Genomic DNA, 13966 nt, shown 5'->3' on the forward strand with positions numbered 1-13966 from the left:
ATCGGCTGACCCGGCCGTCCTCCAGTGTGCGTGAGGAGGGCAGCCGGACCGTGGACCGGGCGGCCCGGGTTCCGGCCACAGGATGGATGGCAGAGCGAAGGAGCGGCCTCCACACCGCCCCGCACCTCGAACGGCCTCCTCATTCGCACCTCACCCTCCCGGAGTTCCTCATGAAGAAGATCCTCTTCGGTGCCACCGCCGCCGCCGTCCTCGCCGCCGGCACCTTCGGCGCGGTCTCCGCGAACGCCTCGGCCCCGGCCGCCGCCCCCGCCGCCGTGGTCCGCGCCGACGCCGGCAACGCCAACCTCCAGCAGTCGACGCACCTGACGATCGAGGCGGCCACGAAGGCCGCGCAGGCGACCCTGGACGCCGCCGAGCAGGAGAACCAGCGCGTCTCCGTCGCCGTCGTCGACCGCAACGGCAACACGATCGTCACCCTGCGCGGCGACGGCGCGGGCCCGCAGTCCTACGAGTCGGCCGTGAAGAAGGCGTTCACCGCCGTCTCCTGGAACGCGCCGACCTCGGAGCTGGCCAAGCGCCTCGCCCAGGCCCCGAACCTGAAGGACATCCCCGGCACCCTCTTCCTCGCCGGCGGCGCCCCGGTGACCGCCAAGGGCGCGCCGATCGCCGGCATCGGCGTCGCGGGCGCCCCCTCGGGCGACCTCGACGAGAAGTTCGCCCAGGCCGGCGTCGCCTCCCTCGGCAAGTAACCGCGCCTGCGGTACCCAGCTGGTGATGGCGCCCGGATCCCCCGCCGGGCGCCATCACCTTTTCCGTATCCGCCCTGCTTAGGATCGATACGTGACCCAGCGCAACCGGACGGACCGGCACCACGGGGAGGGCCGGCACCACCGGACCGGAGCGGCCGCGGGCGGCCTCGCCGCCGCCCTGACCGCCCTCGCCCTGCTCGCGGGCGGCTGCACCGGGGCCACCGGCGGCGTCCGGGGCACCCCCGGCTCCGCCGGGCTGCGCGACCCGTACTTCCCGAAGCTGGGCAACGGCGGCTACGACGTGAGCCACTACGCCCTGACCCTCGGGTACGACCCGGCGACCGGGCGGCTCGCCGGCACCGCCGAGATCACCGCCCGCGCCACCCAGGACCTCAGCGCCTTCAACCTCGACCTCGCCGGGCTCACCGTCGAGCGGGCCTCCGTCGACGACGCGCCCGCGGCGGTCAACCGGGCCGGGAACGAGCTGACGCTCCGGCCGCGCGAGGAGATCCCCGACGGCACGGAGTTCCGCGCCACGGTCGCGTACGGGGGCGTGCCGGAGCCGGTCACGGACGCGGACGGCTCCCAGGAGGGCTGGCTGCGCACCGGCGAGGGGGTGGTCGCGGTCGGCGAACCGACGGGGTCGATGACCTGGTTCCCGGGGAACCACCACCCCTCCGACAAGGCCGCGTACGAGATCACGCTCACCGTCCCGGCCGGCTTCGAAGGCCTGTCGAACGGGGTCAGGACGGCCCGCCGGGCGGCGGCGGACGGCCGTGTGACGACCGAGTGGCGGATGGCGGAGCCGATGGCGAGCTATCTCGCGACGGTCGCGATCGGCCGCTACGAGACGACGACGGCGACGGCGACGGCCGGGGGCGCGGACCCGACGGCGACGGCCACATCCACGGCCGGGGGCGCGGACCCGACGGCCACAGCCACATCCACGGCCGGGGGCGCGGACCCGACGGCCACAGCCACATCCACGGCCGGGGGCGCGGACCCGTCGGCCACAGCCACGGCCGGGGGTGCCGGCACCCCGGCGGCGGGGGCCGTGTCCGTCCTCACCGCCGCCGACCGGTCCGTCGCCGCCGCCACCGCTCCGCTGCGCGGCGAGATCCCGGAGATCCTCGACCGGCAGGCGCGGCGCTTCGGCCCGTACCCCTTCTCCACCGCCGGGGCGATCGTCACCACCGACGGGACCCTCGGGTACGCCCTGGAGACCCAGACCCGGCCCGTCTTCCCGGCCGCCTCCTTCGACCGGACGACCCTGGTGCACGAGCTGGCCCACCAGTGGTTCGGGAACTCGGTGACGCCCGCGACCTGGCGGGACCTGTGGCTGAACGAGGGCTTCGCGACCTACGCCGAGTGGCTGTACGCGGAGGAGTACGAGCACGTCCCCGCGCGGACGCACTTCGAGCGGGCCTTCGCCCAGGACGCCAACTGGGCCTTCCCGCCGGCCGCCCCGCCCGCCGCCGAGAACCTCTTCGACCCGCCCGTGTACCAGCGGGGCGCGATGGTGCTGCACAAGCTGCGCGAGACCGTCGGGGAGGAGCGGTTCGGCGAGATCCTGCGCGGCTGGCCAGCGAAGTACCGGCACGCCAACGCCTCCACGGCCGACTTCACGGCGTACGCCGAGTCCGTGGCCGGCCGGGACCTCGACGCGCTGTGGGACGTCTGGCTGTACGGCGACGAACGGCCGTCCCGGCCCTAGAGGGCGCCTATCCGTCGCTCGGCGGATCCAGCGGCTTGCGCATGACCACGCAGGGGCGGCCGTGGGCGAGGTCGGGGCGGCGGGCCGTCTCCTCGTATCCGAGGGCGGTCCAGAAGGCCAGGGCCTTCGGGTTGTTCTCCAGGACGGCGAGCCGCAGGCCGGTGCGGCCCGCGGCGCGGAAGCGGTCCTCGACGTACGCGGCGAGGCGGCGGCCGTGGCCCGCGCGCCGCTCCTCCCCGTGGACCATGAGGAGGCCGAGCCAGGGTTCGGGTTCCGCCGGGTCGGGGTGGCGGCCGAGGGTGACGGCGACGGCGACGAGCCGGCCCTCGGAGCGGGCCAGGAGGACCTCGGCGGTGGGCTGGGCGAGCTCGTCGGCGAGGGCGGCCGCGACCTGCTCGGGGCGGATGCCGGACGGGTCCGGGAAGTCGCCGCTGAGCTGATGGAACTCCTCGTTCGAGGCGTACAGCGCGGTGAGTTCGGTGAGCAGCGGGCCGGGAAGGGCCGCGCCGTCCTCCAGGGCCTTGGGCGTGAGGGCTTCGACGATCACGCGGCAAGGGTAGGGCGAAGGGGAGAGCCCCGGCGGGAAGGCCCGGCCGGGGCTCAGGGGTGCCGCGGGGCGTCGGTCAGAGGTTGACGCCGAAGTCGCGGGCGATGCCCTCGAGGCCCGAGGCGTAGCCCTGGCCGACGGCGCGGAACTTCCACTCGGCGCCGTTGCGGTAGAGCTCGCCGAAGACCATGGCGGTCTCGACGGCGGCGTCCTCGGAGAGGTCGTAGCGGGCGAGCTCGGCGCCGCCGGCCTGGTTCACGATGCGGATGTACGCGTTGCGGACCTGGCCGAAGTTCTGCGAGCGGCTGACGGCGTCGTAGATGGAGACCGGGAAGACGATCTTGTCGACGGTCGGCGGGAGGGCCGCGAGGTTGACGTTGATCTGCTCGTCGTCGCCGCCGCCCTCACCGGTGCGGTTGTCACCGGTGTGGACGATGGTCTGGTCCGGCGTCGACTTGTTGTTGAAGAAGACGAAGTGCGCGTCGGAGGCGACCTTCCCGGCGGCGTCCACGCCGATCGCCGAGGCGTCGAGGTCGAAGTCGGTGCCGGTGGTCGTACGGACGTCCCAGCCGAGGCCCACGGTGACAGCGGCGAGGCCCGGGGCCTCCTTGGTCAGAGAGACGTTGCCGCCCTTGGACAGGCTCACAGCCATGGAAAGTCCCTTTCATCAAGATGTCGTCGCCTGGAGAAACGCGTGTCGCCCCCGGACGGTTCCCGACGGTCCGGTGGCGAAAACAGGATGACTCCGACGGCCCCCTGCGGGGAACATGGACGGCATGTCCGGTCCGTATCCCATCCGCGGCTCCGTCTCGCTCCCCGAGGCCGAGCTCCAGTGGCGTTTCTCGCGTTCGTCGGGTCCGGGCGGCCAGCATGTGAACACCAGCGACTCCCAGGTCGAGCTCCGCTTCGACCTCGCCGCCACCGACGCGCTGCCCGAGGTGTGGAAGGCGCGCGCCCTGGAGCGGCTCGCCGGCCGGCTGGTCAACGGCGTGGTGACGGTCCGCGCCTCGGAGCACCGCTCCCAGTGGCGCAACCGCGAGACCGCCGCGGTCCGGCTGGCCGCGCTCCTCGCCGAGGCCACGGCCCCGCCGCCGAAGCCCCGCCGTCCGACGAAGATCCCCCGCGGCATCAACGAGCGCCGGCTGCGTGAGAAGAAGCAGCGCTCGGAGACCAAGCGGACCCGGCAGTCCCGCGACTGGGGCTGAGCGGGCCGCGTTCCGTCCCGGGCGGTCAGGACAGGTGCCGGTACTTCCCCTGGTAGTACGTGAGCGGGCCGCCGGCCGGTGCCAGGGTGCCGACGGTCAGGACCCGGCCGACGACGAGCGTGTGGTCGCCCGCCACAACCCGGCTCTCCGTCCGGCATTCGAGCGTCGCGAGCGCGCCGCCCATCAGCGGGGCGCCGCTCTCCTCGCCGCGGGTGTACGGCACGTCGGCGAAGAGGAGCCGGTCGCTGACCCGGTTCTTCATCGCGAAGCGTCCGGCGATGTGCCGCTGGTCCTCGGCGAGGATCGACACCGCCCAGACGGGCACGTCGGTGAGCAGGTCGTCCATGCGGGAGCCGTTGCGGAGGCTGACCAGGACCAGGGGCGGGTCGAGGGAGACCGACACGAACGCGGTGGCGGTCATGCCGACGTCCTCGCCGCGCGGGCCGTCGTCGGGGTCGTGCGCGGTCACCAGGACGACGCCCGCCGCGAGGCGGGCCATGGCCGCCCGGAACTCTTCGTTGCTCACCCCCTCAGCATGAGGGATGGCCAGGTCGGACACGGGGGGCGAGGCGGGGGTCTTCTGCAGCACACCCGCACGCTAGTCCGGGCCCTCGGGGGGTCGCATCGGGCCGGGGGACCAGGCCGGGACCCCCGCCGGTCCTAGGACCCGGGAGCGGGTGCCGGGCGAGCCGCCGCCGGTGTGCCGGGCGACCCGCCGCCGGTGTGCCGGGCGGGCCGCTCCCGGTGTGCCGGGCGACCCGCCATGACCTGCTGTGACTTGAGTCACAGAGGCGAGTATTTGCTGACCCTGTGTACCGGGTGCGCAGCTCGCTGTGATTCAGTGGCGGTGACAGTGCAACACGAAGCCGATGAGAACCCTGGAGTTGCTGTCGAGGTCTCGGGGAGAGCGAGCGATGGAGACCGAGTCGGAGCCGTACGTCCGTCTCTCGACCCTGCGGCAGCTGCATCAGGTCGTGGCGGACCTCAACACTGCGCGCAGCCTGGCGGACACCCTGCAGACCGTCGCCGACGGTGTGGTCGCCGGTCTCAACTACGAGCTGGCCTGCGTCAACCTCGTACGCCCCGACGGTGACCTGGTCGTCGCCGCCTTCGCCGGAAGCTCCGCCGCCGAGGCCCTGATCACCGGCCGGGTCGGCTCCCGCTCCTCCTGGGAGCGCCGTCTCTCCATGGCGACCGCCTGGGGCGACCTGCGGTTCATCCCGCACACCGAGGGCTGGGTGCTGATGGAGGACGACGTCCCCCAGTGGCACACCGACGGCCCCGCGCCCCGTTTCGAGGACGAGTGGCACCCGCACGACCGCCTCTACGCCCCGATGTACGCATCCGGCTCCGGCCGCGAGCTGCTCGGCGTCATATCCGTCGACCGGCCGCGCAACGGCCGGCACCCCGGCCCCTGGGGCCAGGAGGCGCTCCAGATGTACGCCTCCCAGTCGGCGATCGCCATCAGCAACGCCCGGCTCCGCTCCAACATGCAGCGTGCCCTGGTCCGTCTCGAGCGGGAGCAGCAGGCGCTGCGGGCCAGCGAGGAGTCGTTCCGGCAGGCCTTCGAGTACGCCCCGTCGGGCATGGCCATCGCCGAGATGGGCGGGGACCAGCACGGCCGGCTGCTCCGCACCAACGACGCGCTGTGCCGGCTCCTCGGCCGGCCCGCCTCCGTGATGCGGCGCTACTCCTTCGCCGACCTCGTGCACCCCGAGGACATAGGGACGCTGCTGCGGACCTCCGCCGAGGGCGGCCGGGCCGAGCTGCGGCTCGGGCGGCGCGACGGCACGTACGTGTGGGTGTCCCTGCGGAACTCGGTGGTCGCCGACACCGCCGACGGCCCCCGCTTCCTGCTCACCCACGTCGAGGACATCGAGGAGCGCAAGCGGCACGAGCTGCAGCTCGCCCACCGGGCCTCGCACGACGCCCTGACCGGCCTCCCGAACAGTGCCGAGCTGCGGTCCCGGCTCTCGGCCCGGCTCTGTGAGCGCCCGGCGGCGTACGCGGTGGCCGACCAGGCCGGGGGGTACGGCGGCGGGTACGACTCCGCGCGGGACGGCGGCTACGACCAGGGGCCCGCCGGTCAGTCCGGCCACGGAGCGCACGGAGCGCACGTCGGGGGCTATGACTCCGGCTCCGGCGGCTACGAGTCGCCGTACGAGCACGAGCACGAGCACGGTTTCGGCTTCGAGCCCGCGGGCGTCGGCCCGTACGACCACCACGTCCACATGGTGGCGCCCTCCGGCGGGGACATCGACGACGGCACCAAGGGCCTCGCCGTCCTCTTCTGCGACCTCGACGGCTTCAAGTCGATCAACGACCGCTTCGGGCACCACACCGGTGACGCCGTCCTCATCGAGGTGGCCCGCCGGCTCACCACCGGGGTCCGGGACGGCGACACGGTCGCCCGGCTCGGCGGTGACGAGTTCGTCGTCCTCGCCGACGGCCTGGGCGCGGCCGACGCCGCCGACCTGGCCGTACGCCTGCGCAACGCGATCATTCCGCCCATCCGGGTGGACGGGCGGGCCGTCCGGGTGGGGGCGAGTTTCGGCATCGGCTGGGCCGAATGCGGGATGACCGTGGAAGAGGTCCTGAACTCCGCCGACCAGCGGATGTACGTGGAGAAACGCTCCCGCGCCAAGGTGCACCGGCGGGCCGGCTGAGGCTCCTGACACGCCCGGGGCCGCTTCGGGGGCTCGTCCGTTCGGGGTAGGCTCGGCCGGTCGGCGACGGCTGGCGAGCATGGAGAGGAACCCGGATGGCTGCCGGTAACGACGGCGCGAACAAGCCCGAGAACGACGACCCGTTCGGCTACCTGTACGAGGACGGTCAGGCCGCTGGTGCCCAGCCGCCGCAGGGCGGTGGCTACGGCTATCCCGGCCCCGCGCCCGCTCAGCCCGGCGTGCCCCGGACCTCGTACAACCAGGTCAGAACGGTCGGCGAGCGCCAGTACGGCGGTCACGCCAACCAGCAGCACGCGCAGCCCTACGTGCCGCCGCAGCAGCAGGTCCCGTACGGCCAGCCGACGGCTCAGTACGCGGCGCCCGAGACCTACGGCGGTCCGCCGACCCGGCAGGGACCCCCGCCGCAGCACCACCACGGCGGCGGCTCGGGCCGCGGCCCGAACACCCGGGGCCTCCTCATCGGCGCGGTCGCGGTCGTGGCGGTCGTCGTGGTCGGCATCGCGGCCGCCGTGATCACCAACAAGGGCGACGACGACAAGGACAAGCAGGCCGGCGGCACGACGTCGACGGCCCCGGTGAAGCCCTCCGAGCAGCCCAGCAGCGAGCCGAGCAGCGAGGAGACTCCGGCCGAGCTCCCGAAGCAGAACGCGGCCACGCTGAAGCTCGGCGGCACGGCCATGCTCGCCAAGGACGTGAAGGGTGCGGAGGGCGCGGACGGCACGTACGTCGGCGGCTTCAACCAGGTCGGTTCCTCGGTGACGTGGAAGGCGCAGATGCCGACGGAGGGCAAGTACCGCCTGACCGTGCGCTACGCGATCCCCGCCGTCGACGCCAACGCGACCCTGACGGTCAACGGCAAGCCGAACACCCAGCCGATCGGCCTGAAGAACTTCATCCACTCCTCGGACCCGAACCTGGAGAAGAACTGGCAGACCACCTGGGCGCCGGTCGACCTCAAGAAGGGCGAGAACGAGATCAAGATCTCGTGCGAGACCGGCAACCAGTGCGACGTGCTGCTCGACTGGCTGGAAGTCACCCAGGCCCAGTAGCCGGCCGGGGCCGTCCTCAGCTGGGCCCGGTCGTCACGGCCGGTTCGGTTCCGGGGTGACCTTTACGCGGGGCAGCAGCTCCTCGTAGGCCGCCGGGTCGAACTCGCCGGCCACCGGGGAGAGCACCGTGGCCGCCGAGAGGGCGACCGCGCGGGCCAGCCGGTCGGGCCAGGGCGCGCCGTCGACGAGGCCCGAGAGCAGGCCGGCGACGGCCGAGTCGCCCGCGCCCGTCGGGTTGCCCTTGACGGCTGCGGGCGGGGCCGCGCGCCAGAGCCCCTCCGGGGTCGCGGCGAGCAGCCCTTCCGGGCCGAGCGAGGAGACGACCGTACGGGCGCCCCGGCCCCGGGCGTCGCGGGTCGCGCGCAGCGGGTCGCGGGAGCCGGTGAGCTGGGCGAGTTCGTCGGCGTTGGGCTTGACGAGGTCCGGGCGGGCGGCGATGCCGCGCCGGAGGGGTTCGCCGCTGGTGTCGAGGAGCACCGGCACGTCGGCGGCGCGGGCGGCCCGGACGAGCTCCGCGTACGCCCCCACGTGGATGCCCGGCGGGAGGCTGCCGCAGAGGGCGACGGCCGCGGCGCCGTCGAGGAGCGCGGTGAAGCGGGCGCGGAAGACGGTCCACTCGGCGGCGGTGACGGCCGGGCCCGGTTCGTTGAGCTGGGTGGTGTCGCCGGTGGCGTTGTCCACGACGGCGACGGTGCGGCGGGTGGCGCCCGCGGTCTCGACGAGCTCGTCCCGGACCGGGGTGGCGGCGAGCTGCTCCCTGAGGACGGCTCCGGTGGCGCCGCCCGCGAAGCCGGTGGCGACGGTCTCGTGGCCGAGGGCGGCGAGGACCCGGGCGACGTTGAGTCCCTTGCCGCCGGGGCGTTCGATGACCTGGGTGACGCGGTGGGAGGCGTGCGGGGTGAGGGCGGGGACGCGGTAGGTCAGGTCCACCGCCGTGTTGAGGGTGACCGTGAGAATCACCTGTCCACCCCCCGTACTCCGTGTGAAGACCTGTGGAACGCACGCTCCGACGGGCACTGATCATGCCAAACGAAAGGCGGTAGGCCCAGACCCCCGGCCCACCGCCGTTCCGTGTGACTCCAGATCAGGAGCGTGTTCAGGCCGTCGGGTCGACGATCCAGGCGCCCTTGCGCATGACGCCCTTGAGGTTGAACTCGGCGTCGAGGACGACGATGTCGGCGTCCTTGCCGGGTTCGAGGGAGCCGACGCGGTCGTACACGCCGAGCAGCCGGGCCGGGTTGGCGGAGATGGCCTGGACGACCGCCTCGACGGGGAGCCCGTCGACGGTCGCGGCGCGCTTGAACGCCCGGTCGAGGGTGAGGGTGGAGCCGGCGATGGAGCCGCCCTCGACGAGACGGGCGACGCTGTCCTTCACCTCGACCTCCAGCGGGCCGAGCATGTAGCGGCCGTCGCCGAAGCCGGCGGCGTCCATGGCGTCGGTGATGAAGGCGACGCGCTCGGGGCCGGCGTGGTGGAAGGCGAGTTCCAGGGCGGCGGGGTGGAGGTGGGTGCCGTCGTTGATGAGTTCGACGGTGATCCGCTCGTCCTCCAGGAGGGCGGCGATCGGGCCGGGGGCGCGGTGGCCGAGGGCGGGCATCGCGTTGTAGAGGTGGGTGGCGACGGTGGCGCCGGCGTCGATGGCCGCGACGGTCTGCTCGTAACTGGCGTCGGTGTGGCCGATGGCGGCGATCACGCCGTGCTCGGCGAGCAGCCGTACGGAGTCGATGCCGCCGGGCAGTTCGGTGGCGAGGGTGACCATCTTGGCCTGGCCGCGGGCGGCGTCGACGAGCTTGCGGACGTCGGCCGGGTCGGGGTCGCGCAGCAGCGTCTCGTCGTGGGCGCCCTTGCGGCAGGGGGAGATGAACGGGCCCTCGAAGTGGAGGCCCGCGAGGTCGCCCTGCTCGGCGAGCTCGGAGAGGAGCCCGGCCCGCTGGGTGAGGAAGTCCATCTCGCCGGTGACGAAGGAGGCGACGACGGTGGTGGTGCCGTGCAGCCGGTGGGTGTGGACGCCCTTGAGGACCTCGTCGACGGTGCCGGAGGTGAAGGAGGCGCCGCCGCCGCCGTGATTGTGCATGTCGACGAAGCCGGGGACGAGCCAGTGCCCGGTCAGGTCGAGGGCCGGGGTGTCCTGCGAGGTGGCCCCGACGATGCGTTCGCCGTCGACGATCACACGTCCGTTCTCGACGATCCCGGTGGGCAGCACGACGTGTGCGCCGGCGAGAACCTTGTGATCGGCCATCAGGCGGAAACCTCCGAGTCGGTGGGGCGCTGGGGGTGCTGGTCGGCGAGCAGGTCCCAGGCGAGGAGGCCCGCGCCCAGGCAACCGGCGGTGTCCCCGAGGGCCGCCGGGACGATGGCGGGCAGCTTCTGGAACGTGACTCGCTCCTCCACCGCGGCCCGAAGTGGTGTGAACAAGGTTTCCCCGGCCTCGGCCAGTCCGCCACCGATGATGAGCGTGCGCGGGTCCAGCAGGGTGAGGGCGGTGACCAGGCCGTCGGCGAGGGCGTCGACGGCGTCCTGCCAGACCCGGACGGCGGTGGCGTCGCCGGATTCGACGGCCTTGGCGCAGTCGGCGGCGTCGGCCTCGGGGTCGCCGCTCGCCTCGGCCCAGGCCTGGGAGACGGCGGAGGCGGAGGCGTACCGCTCCAGGCAGCCGCGCTGGCCGCAGCCGCAGGCGGTGCCGCCGGGGCGGACGACGATGTGGCCGATCTCGCCGGCGTAGCCGTGGGCGCCGGCCTCGATGCGGTCGCCGATGCCGATGGCGCCGGCGATGCCCGTACCGAGGGGGACGAAGAGGAAGCGGTCGGCGCCGTTGCCCGCGCCGATCCGGCCTTCGGCGAGGCCGCCGGTGCGGACGTCGTGGCCGAGGGCGACGGGGATGCCGTCGAGTCGGCGGCTGAGGAGTTCGCGCATGGGAACGTCGCGCCAGCCGAGGTTGGCGGCGTAGACGGCGATGCCGTTCTCCGCGTCGACGATGCCGGGGACGGCGACTCCGGCGGCCGCGGCGGGCTCGCCGTACCGCTCCTGGCCGAGGGCGCGGAGCTCCGCGGCGAAGCTGAGGATCGTCTCCACGACGGCCTCGGGGCCGCGCTCGCGCCCGGTGGCGCGGCGGGCCTCGTGGAGCAGGGTGCCGTCCGCCCCGACGAGGGCGGCCTTCATGCCGGTGCCGCCCACATCCAGGGCGATGACGTGTCTCACGGGTGACAGTCTGTCGCGCGAGGACCCAAAAGGTCTAGTCCACTGCCGAGGATTGTTGCGTACGGATACAAATCCGGGACCCGTCATGGGGCCATGGTCCCGGTTGCGTTGCGGAAGCGATACCCAGGTGGTGTAGACCTCATACCCGCGCACGCGAGAGACTTACGGCCCTGTGCAGAGCAAACGTGCGGCTCGGCGCAGCTCAACGACGAGCAAAAGGTGGATGAAGCCGTGGAGCGGCGACGATTCCTTGGACTGACCGCGGCCGTCGCCGCACTCGGACTGACCGCCACGGTCGGCGGCTGCGGCTCCCTCGGCGGAGACTCCGGCGACGTGACCCTCCGGCTGGTCGCCGCCGACTACGACCTCACCGGCGGCGACACCACCAAGAAGTACTGGGCCGACCTCGTGACCGCCTTCGAGGGCAAGCACCCCGGCGTCAAGGTCGAGGTCCAGATCGAGTCCTGGGACGACGTCGACCGCAAGGTCGCCGAGATGGTCAAGGCGGGCAAGGCGCCCGACGTCGCACAGATCGGCGCGTACGCCGACTACGCCGCCGCCGGTGAGCTGTACGCCGCCGACGAGATGCTCTCCATACCCGTCCAGGCGAACTTCCTCGCCCCGCTCGTCGCCGCGGGCGAACACAAGCGCACCCAGTACGGTCTGCCGTTCGTCGCCTCCACGCGCCCGCTGTTCTACAACAAGGCGCTCTTCGAGCAGGCCGGCGCCAAGGCCCCCACCACCTGGGACGAGCTCGCCAAGGCCGCCGAGAAGCTCAAGGACAACGGTGTCCGCACCCCGTTCGCGCTGCCGCTCGGGCCCGAGGAGGCCCAGGCCGAAGCCCTGATGTGGATGCTCGCCGGCGGCGGTGGCTGGACCGACGGCACCGACCACTACTCCGTCGACTCCGACGCCAACATCAAGACCTTCGACTGGCTCAAGGCCAACCTCGTCGGGAAGGGCCTCACCGGGCCCGTCGCCCCCGGCAAGCTCAACCGCAAGGCCGCGTTCGCCGCCTTCGCGAACGGCGAGGTCGGCATGCTCAACGGCCACCCCTCGCTCCTGAAGGAAGCCGCCAAGAAGGGCGTCCAGGTCGGGCAGGTCCCGCTCCCCGGCGCCGACGGCCCGGCGAAGGCCGCGATGGGCGTCGCCGACTGGATCATGGGCTTCAAGCAGAACGGTCACCGCAAGGAGATCGGTGACTTCCTCAACTTCGTCTTCAGCGACGAGAACGTCCTGAAGTTCGCCGGCGACAACGACCTCCTGCCGGTCACCGTCACCGCCTCCACCCGCATGGAGACCGAGCCCGAGCACGCCAACCTGCGCGTCTTCCTCAAGACCCTGCCCGGCAGCCAGCTGCCGCCGGTCGGCAAGACGTCCTGGGCCAAGGTCAGCGAGAACGTCAAGCAGAACATCGGCAAGGCCGTGACCCCGGCGGGCCGCCCCGCCGACGTCCTCGGCGCGATCGGCCGGGCGGCGACGACGGCCGAGAACGCCGAGTAATAAGTTGGTCGTATGACCGAAGAGCGGGACGGGGCGGACGGCGCCGAGGACGCGGCTGTGGGCCCGGACGGCGGCGACGCGGACGCGGCCCGGGGCCCGGACGGCGGCGGCGAGGGCGTGGCTCGGCGCCCGGACGGCGGCGGCGAGGGCGCGGGTGGGCTCGGTGAGCGCGAGCGGGACCTCCTCGCCGTCGAACGCCGCTCCTGGCCCGGCCCCGGCGCCAAGGAGCGCGCCGTCCGCGAACGCCTCGGCCTCTCCCCGACCCGCTACTACCAACTCCTCAACGCCCTCCTCGACGACCCCCGCGCCCTCGCCCACGACCCGGTCACGGTGAACCGGCTGCGGCGGGTCCGGGACGAGAAGAGGGCCAAGAGGTAGGGGTCGGACCGGCTGGTCACCCGGTGCGTCCGGTTCGTGCCCCTGACGGCGCGGGCTCACATCGGTAGGGTCGAGGCATGGTCAGCAGCCTCCCGCACCCGACCACGTCCGCCGGCCGCGACGGCCTGGCCGCGCTCCTCGCGCGGCCCGCGAAGGCCGTCGTCGCCCTCGACTTCGACGGCACCCTCGCCGAGATCGTCCCCGACCCCGAACGGGCCCGCGCCCACCCCGGAGCCGTCGAGGCGCTCGCCGCGCTCGCCCCCCAGGTGGCCTCGATCGCCGTCGTGACCGGCCGCCCCGCCGGGGTCGCCGTCCGGTACGGCGGCTTCGCCGGCGTCCCCGGCCTGGAGCACCTCGTCGTCCTCGGCCACTACGGGGCCGAACGCTGGGACGCCGTCACCGGCACCGTCCAGGCCGCCGCCCCGCACCCGGGCGTCGCCGCGGTCCGCGCCGAGCTCCCCGGCTTCCTCGACCGGGCCGGGGCCTGGCCGGGCGTCTGGATCGAGGAGAAGGGCCGCGCGGTCGCTGTCCACACCCGCCGTGCCCTCGACCCGGAGCGCGCCTTCGAGGCGCTGAAGGGCCCGCTGGGCGACCTCGCCACCCATCACGGCCTCGTCCTGGAACCCGGCCGCATGGTCCTGGAGCTGCGGCCCCCGGGCATGGACAAGGGCGTCGCGCTCGCGGAGTACGTACGGGAGGTGGGCGCCGGGTCCGTGCTGTACGCGGGCGACGACCTGGGCGACCTGCCCGCCTTCGCCGCCGTGGAGAAACTCCGCTCCGACGGCACCCCGGGCCTGCTGGTCTGCAGCGGCTCGACCGAGGTCCCGGAACTCACCGACCGCGCGGACCTGGCGGTCCAGGGCCCGCCGGAGGTGGTGGCCTTCCTGACCGCCCTCGCGGACACGGTACGGGGGGCCTGAACCGGGCGCGGAGGGCTGGGCCCGTGACCCGGCGCTCGGGCCCGTCAGTCGTTCC

The 13966-nt window shown here is 73.5% G+C and carries 14 protein-coding genes; 8 read left to right on the forward strand and 6 right to left on the reverse strand.

The window, feature by feature from the left end; genetic code table 11:
* Positions 1 to 170: 170 nt before the first annotated feature.
* Together DEJ43_RS20170 and DEJ43_RS37810 are read left to right on the forward strand one after the other, a co-directional pair.
* Positions 171 to 710: a GlcG/HbpS family heme-binding protein gene (locus tag DEJ43_RS20170; protein ID WP_041662717.1), complete on the forward strand. Its 540-nt coding sequence runs from the start codon at positions 171 to 173 to the stop codon at positions 708 to 710.
* A gap of 91 nt (positions 711 to 801) precedes the next feature.
* Complete coding sequence (locus tag DEJ43_RS37810) at positions 802 to 2424, forward strand: M1 family metallopeptidase (protein WP_015035226.1); 1623 nt, start codon at positions 802 to 804, stop codon at positions 2422 to 2424.
* Positions 2425 to 2431: 7 nt separating this feature from the next.
* Here the strand turns inward: DEJ43_RS37810 and DEJ43_RS20180 are convergent, their stop codons facing one another.
* Both DEJ43_RS20180 and DEJ43_RS20185 read right to left on the reverse strand, forming a co-directional pair.
* On the reverse strand, positions 2432 to 2971 hold the full coding sequence (locus DEJ43_RS20180) for a GNAT family N-acetyltransferase (protein WP_015035227.1): 540 nt from the start codon (positions 2969 to 2971) through the stop codon (positions 2432 to 2434).
* 76 nt (positions 2972 to 3047) lie between these two features.
* Entirely contained in the window at positions 3048 to 3623 is a 576-nt protein-coding gene (locus DEJ43_RS20185; RefSeq protein WP_015035228.1) for a TerD family protein, read from the reverse strand.
* A gap of 115 nt (positions 3624 to 3738) precedes the next feature.
* Here DEJ43_RS20185 and arfB point away from each other — a divergent pair, with 115 nt between their 5' ends.
* Positions 3739 to 4176, forward strand: coding sequence for an alternative ribosome rescue aminoacyl-tRNA hydrolase ArfB (arfB, locus tag DEJ43_RS20190; protein ID WP_015035229.1), 438 nt, complete (start codon positions 3739 to 3741; stop codon positions 4174 to 4176).
* Positions 4177 to 4201: 25 nt separating this feature from the next.
* Here arfB and DEJ43_RS20195 read toward each other — a convergent pair whose 3' ends face one another.
* Positions 4202 to 4765: a flavin reductase family protein gene (locus DEJ43_RS20195; protein WP_015035230.1), complete on the reverse strand. Its 564-nt coding sequence runs from the start codon at positions 4763 to 4765 to the stop codon at positions 4202 to 4204.
* A 325-nt stretch (positions 4766 to 5090) separates the two neighbouring features.
* On the opposite strand from DEJ43_RS20195, the gene cdgB reads away from it, so the two are divergent.
* Both cdgB and DEJ43_RS20205 read left to right on the forward strand, forming a co-directional pair.
* Positions 5091 to 6842: a diguanylate cyclase CdgB gene (gene cdgB, locus DEJ43_RS20200; protein WP_015035231.1), complete on the forward strand. Its 1752-nt coding sequence runs from the start codon at positions 5091 to 5093 to the stop codon at positions 6840 to 6842.
* 95 nt (positions 6843 to 6937) lie between these two features.
* Positions 6938 to 7912: a CBM35 domain-containing protein gene (locus DEJ43_RS20205; protein ID WP_015035232.1), complete on the forward strand. Its 975-nt coding sequence runs from the start codon at positions 6938 to 6940 to the stop codon at positions 7910 to 7912.
* 33 nt (positions 7913 to 7945) lie between these two features.
* Here the strand turns inward: DEJ43_RS20205 and DEJ43_RS20210 are convergent, their stop codons facing one another.
* The 3 genes from DEJ43_RS20210 to DEJ43_RS20220 form a co-directional block, all read right to left on the reverse strand.
* Positions 7946 to 8872, reverse strand: coding sequence for a 1-phosphofructokinase family hexose kinase (locus tag DEJ43_RS20210; protein WP_015035233.1), 927 nt, complete (start codon positions 8870 to 8872; stop codon positions 7946 to 7948).
* A 136-nt stretch (positions 8873 to 9008) separates the two neighbouring features.
* On the reverse strand, positions 9009 to 10151 hold the full coding sequence (gene nagA, locus DEJ43_RS20215) for an N-acetylglucosamine-6-phosphate deacetylase (protein WP_015035234.1): 1143 nt from the start codon (positions 10149 to 10151) through the stop codon (positions 9009 to 9011).
* Entirely contained in the window at positions 10151 to 11110 is a 960-nt protein-coding gene (locus DEJ43_RS20220) for an ROK family protein (protein WP_041662719.1), read from the reverse strand. The genes nagA and DEJ43_RS20220 overlap by 1 nt, the downstream gene beginning before the upstream one ends.
* Positions 11111 to 11329: 219 nt before the next feature.
* Between DEJ43_RS20220 and DEJ43_RS20225 the strand changes: the two genes are divergently transcribed.
* From DEJ43_RS20225 to otsB, 3 genes are all read left to right on the forward strand, one after another.
* A complete protein-coding gene (locus DEJ43_RS20225; protein WP_041662720.1) occupies positions 11330 to 12613 on the forward strand; it encodes an ABC transporter substrate-binding protein in 1284 nt (427 codons plus the stop codon).
* 117 nt (positions 12614 to 12730) lie between these two features.
* The gene (locus DEJ43_RS20230) at positions 12731 to 12991 is read left to right on the forward strand and encodes a DUF3263 domain-containing protein (RefSeq protein WP_041664084.1); all 261 of its coding nucleotides are present in this window, start codon (positions 12731 to 12733) and stop codon (positions 12989 to 12991) included.
* A gap of 77 nt (positions 12992 to 13068) precedes the next feature.
* Positions 13069 to 13911, forward strand: coding sequence for a trehalose-phosphatase (gene otsB / locus DEJ43_RS20235; RefSeq protein WP_015035238.1), 843 nt, complete (start codon positions 13069 to 13071; stop codon positions 13909 to 13911).
* The last annotated feature ends 55 nt before the right edge of the window (positions 13912 to 13966 follow it).

Source organism: Streptomyces venezuelae ATCC 10712, assembly GCF_008639165.1.
GTDB lineage: Bacteria > Actinomycetota > Actinomycetes > Streptomycetales > Streptomycetaceae > Streptomyces > Streptomyces venezuelae.